General features: G+C 56.2%; 5 protein-coding genes and 1 tRNA gene (1 of these 6 cut by a window edge). All 6 read right to left on the bottom strand.

The window, feature by feature from the left end:
- Positions 1 to 21 (bottom strand) — tRNA-Lys (locus AAFM15_RS09940); it reaches 155 nt to the left of the window's first position.
- Between the two features lie 59 nt (positions 22 to 80).
- Positions 81 to 854, bottom strand: coding sequence for a tRNA threonylcarbamoyladenosine dehydratase (locus tag AAFM15_RS09935; RefSeq protein WP_341686560.1), 774 nt, complete (start codon positions 852 to 854; stop codon positions 81 to 83).
- Positions 844 to 1956 (bottom strand): YeeE/YedE family protein, encoded by a 1113-nt coding sequence (locus tag AAFM15_RS09930; RefSeq protein ID WP_341686580.1) that lies wholly within the window; start codon positions 1954 to 1956, stop codon positions 844 to 846. The genes AAFM15_RS09935 and AAFM15_RS09930 overlap by 11 nt, the downstream gene beginning before the upstream one ends.
- A gap of 11 nt (positions 1957 to 1967) precedes the next feature.
- On the bottom strand, positions 1968 to 2738 hold the full coding sequence (gene ybgF, locus AAFM15_RS09925; protein WP_341686559.1) for a tol-pal system protein YbgF: 771 nt from the start codon (positions 2736 to 2738) through the stop codon (positions 1968 to 1970).
- Entirely contained in the window at positions 2738 to 3250 is a 513-nt protein-coding gene (gene pal / locus AAFM15_RS09920; protein WP_341686558.1) for a peptidoglycan-associated lipoprotein Pal, read from the bottom strand. Before pal ends, ybgF begins: the two co-directional genes overlap by 1 nt.
- 53 nt (positions 3251 to 3303) lie before the next feature.
- Positions 3304 to 4015, bottom strand: a 712-nt coding sequence (locus tag AAFM15_RS09915) for an LpqB family beta-propeller domain-containing protein (protein WP_341686557.1), incomplete at its 5' end; no start/stop codon positions are given.

The following is a 4015-nucleotide window of genomic DNA, read 5'->3' as shown; positions in this document are numbered from 1 at the left end:
TACCAACTGAGCTAACGTCCCACTGACCTGATGAAACCAAGCAGCAGTTTGTTGCTGTTTGCTCATCAGTGAAGCCAACATTATAACTTGTTTATGGCGCTTTTTCCTCTGATGAGGTGCTCAATTGCGCAGGAAGCTGCAACCAGACCGAAGGTCGCGGTGACGCCAACGAACGAGCCATACCCGTGGCAATTCAAATCGTGTGCCGACATGGCGTCGGCTTCACACAACTGGCTGGCTCTGACGGCTTCTTGGCTGTAGACGCAAGCGATGCCCAGGGCTTGCTGGGGCGTGCAGGCCAATTCACGGCGCACGTCTCTGCGCAATCGGGCCAACAAGGGGTCATGCGTGACTTGCGACAAGTCGCCAACTCGAACCGCTTGCGGCTGAGACTTGCCACCAGCCGCCCCAACCATCACCAGGGGCAGCCCCTGACGCAGGGACCGAAAGGCCATGGCCAATTTCGCTGCGCCTTGGTCACAGGCATCCACCACCACCTGAGCTTGCTCCGGCCAAGTGCTGTCGATGTTGTCTGGGGTGAGGAAATCTTCAACCAAATGCACGTGGCAACTGGGGTTGATGCCCAGGATTCGATCGCGCATGGCGTCAATTTTGGCTTGCCCCACGGTTTGGGTCAGGGCATGAACTTGGCGGTTGATGTTGGATTCAGCCACTTGATCAAAGTCGATCAAGGTCAAGGCCCCCACTCCGCTGCGCGCCAAAGCCTCAGCACACCAACTGCCGACGCCGCCTAAGCCGACGACTGCCACATGGGCATTGGCCAATCGTTGTGAGGAGCCAGCCCCCCACAAGCGGTCCAAGCCAGAGAAGCGCCGGGCGTAATCAGCCTCCATGGCGCTCGAGTTGCCAAAGTTGGTATTTCATGGCCAATACCGCACCCAGCACGATGGCTGGCAAAGCCAAAAATGCACCCAGGCTGAGCACCGACAGCGCACTGAGGCCTTGTCCAAATGTGCAGCCCATGGCGGTCACACCGCCGACACCCATGAGGACGCCACCCAGCACGTGGCGCTTCAGGTCGTCGGCATCGGCAAACGATTCCCAACGCAAACCTTGTTTGAGGCGAGCCGACACATGCGCGCCCACCACCACACCCAACACCGAGCAAACGCCAATGCTCAGCGTGTTGTTGGCATCGCTGAAATAAATCAGCCAGTCCAAGGTATAGGCCACAGGTGCAACAAAGGTGAAGGCTTCCATTCGATTGGAGTTGGTTTTGATGAACACTTGCTCCAACGTCTCCGGGTGCTCAGCCACATGCCCCCAATAGCCGCTGATCAACCAAGCCAGGCCCACCATCACCCCCACCCAAACCCCAACGCCCCAGTTTTTGGCCACTCGGCCATTGGCGTTCCAGGCGATCCCAGCGAAGATCAGCAGGGCCAAGGCCGTTGCCACCCACACCGGACTGAAACCAAGGCCGGTCCAGTGCTCCAAGACTTTGGGCAGTGTCAACGGGTAATTGGCCTCCCAGGCCAATCGGTCAACGGTTGCATTTCTCAAGACCGCGGTGATGCCCTTGATGGTTGCAAAACTGGCCAAACCCATGACCAGGAAAACCACCCAAGCTTTGAGGTTGCCCGTGCCCATGCGAACCAAGACTTTGGCGCCGCAACCCGAGGCGAGCACCATGCCGAAACCAAACAGCGTTCCACCCACGATCAGGGACAACCACAACAGCCGTTGGCTCACGGAGACGGCTTGCTGCACATCGATGAGGCCCCACTCATTCAACCATCCCACGATCAGCATGCTGGAGGCAATGGCAATCAGCCACTGATGGGCACGCTGCCAATCGCCAAGGTGCATCACATCGCTGATGGAACCCATGGTGCAAAAGTGCGTGCGGTGGAGCGTCCACCCCAAGAGGCAAGACAGCGCAAAAGCGCCCCATAACACCCAGTCACCCAATGCTTGAAACTCACTCAGTGACATGGTCAACGCCATCAACGCAGTTTGGACAGGCGCTCTTTTCCTGCAATGGCTGCATCAGAGCCAGGATATTGCTTGATGAGGGCATCAATGGTTTTTTTCGCTGTGCGCAAATCCTTGAGCTCAATTTGGCAATTGGCAATCGAGAGCATGGCTTCAGAGGCACGCGGATGGGTCGAGAACTGCGTCACCACCCGATTGAACTCAGCAATGGAATCCTTGTATTTGCGAATGGCATACAAGGAATTGCCGGCCCAAAACAAGGCGGTTGGCAGGTAGCCTGACCGGGGATATTGATTCACAAACACTTGGTAAGCCGCAGCGGCCTGAGCGAATTCGCCCTTGCGGAACAAATCCAATGCGGCTTCATAGTCACGCTTTTCAGCAGGTTCGGCCACAAACTCCAAACCATCAACCGTCACCTTGACGGGTTCTAGCTTTTGCAAGCGGCTTTCAATGCCACCGAAACGGTCTTCAATCTCTTTAGCCAGATCTTTGTAGCCCCGCTGGACATCTGAAATTTGCTTGGCCAACTCTTCTTGCGAACCACGAAGCACTGCCAACTGCTTGCTGAGGTTCTCGTTTTGCGCTTGCAAATCCAGATAGGCCCGTTTGATTTGGGCGTTTTCATCGTCCAACCGTTGAACTTGCTCTTGAAGCTGTTTGATCGTTTGGCGTTGGTCGATCAGGGCTCGACGAGCTTCTTCATCTTCAAACAAGGCCGCCCGGACTGGCAACACCAGCCCAAGCGACAACATCAAAGTGGCTAAGAGACGGGTGCTCATCAGCGGTAGTTCAATTCAGCACGGCGGTTTTTGGCGAAAGCGGCCTCGCCATTGCCGTTGTCAGCCGGCTTCTCTTCGCCATAGCTGACCGCCTCGAGCTGGCTTTCCGACACGCCCAAGAGCGACAGGGCTTTTTTCACGGCTTCGGCGCGTTTTTGACCCAGTGCCAAGTTGTATTCACGACCGCCACGTTCATCGGTGTGACCCGCAATGGCCATTTTGGCTGCAGCGTGCTCACGCATGAATTTGGCGTGTGCAGCCAACACAGACTGGTATTCGGGTTTGATGACAAAGCTGTCGAAGTCGAAGTAGACCACGCGAGCCACTTGCGCAGGACCCGCCTTGGCAATGGCCAACTCATCCACTTTGATCGGTGCAACTGCAGATTGCGCTTGTGAGCCTTGTGATGCCGACGTGCCAGCCTTGTCTTCGACAGGAACATCGCTGGTTTTGACATTCGATGCACAAGCCGACAACAGGGCAATGAGACCGATGAGGAAAAAGTTTTTCATGAAAAAAAAGCTCCAAAAGCTTGAGTTGGTGGATGGGTGAAGATCATAGTGGGTCATTGCCCAGAAAACGGACCCCAGTTGGGCTCCCGGATGTCACCGGTTTGCCCTGCCAGTCTGGCGACAATTTTTCCGTCCAGGGTGGTGGTCATCAAGGCCTCTTGGCCATTGATCTTGGTGGCGAAGACGATCAATCGACCATTGGGGGCAAAACTGGGTCGTTCGTCTGCACGTGTAGAGGTCACAGGTGTCACTTGCTCAGACTGCAAGTCCATGAGGGCGAGTCGGTAGTCGCCACCGAAACGGGAGACAAAGACCAGGGTTTTGCCATCGGGGCTGATCGCGGGGGAAATGTTGTAGTTGCCCGTGAAGGTCACCCTTTGCACAGGCCCACCCTGAGTGGGTGTGCGGTAGATTTGTGGTGAGCCGCCGCGATCACTCACAAAATAAATGGCCGAACCATCCGGCGCGAAAACCGGTTCGGTTTCAATGGAAGTCGACGAAATGAGTCGTCGTGGCTCACCCCCTTGTGAGGAAATGAGGTAAAGCTGTGAACCCCCATCGCGGCTCAAAGTCACCGCTAACTGCTTGCCATCGGGAGACCAACTGGGCGAGCTGTTCGACCCTTTGAAATTGGCCAGCACACGTCGTTTGCCAGTCGGCACGTCGTGCACATAAACCACCGGCTTGCGCGTCTCGAAGGACACATAGGCCAACTCTCGGCCGTTGGGTGACCAGCTGGGGGAAATGATGGGCTCGGGGCTGGTC

The organism is Limnohabitans sp., from assembly GCF_038134685.1.
Lineage (GTDB): Bacteria > Pseudomonadota > Gammaproteobacteria > Burkholderiales > Burkholderiaceae_C > Limnohabitans_A.
This window is presented reverse-complemented; position numbering and strand designations above follow the sequence as displayed.

Excerpts from the sequence above, each read along its gene's own strand:
- pal (WP_341686558.1), bottom strand. The coding sequence starts at position 3,250 with ATGAAAAACTTTTTCCTCATCGGTCTCATTGCCCTGTTGTCGGCTTGT.
- ybgF (WP_341686559.1), bottom strand. The coding sequence starts at position 2,738 with ATGAGCACCCGTCTCTTAGCCACTTTGATGTTGTCGCTTGGGCTGGTG.
- AAFM15_RS09935 (WP_341686560.1), bottom strand. The coding sequence starts at position 854 with ATGGAGGCTGATTACGCCCGGCGCTTCTCTGGCTTGGACCGCTTGTGG.
- AAFM15_RS09930 (WP_341686580.1), bottom strand. The coding sequence starts at position 1,956 with ATGTCACTGAGTGAGTTTCAAGCATTGGGTGACTGGGTGTTATGGGGC.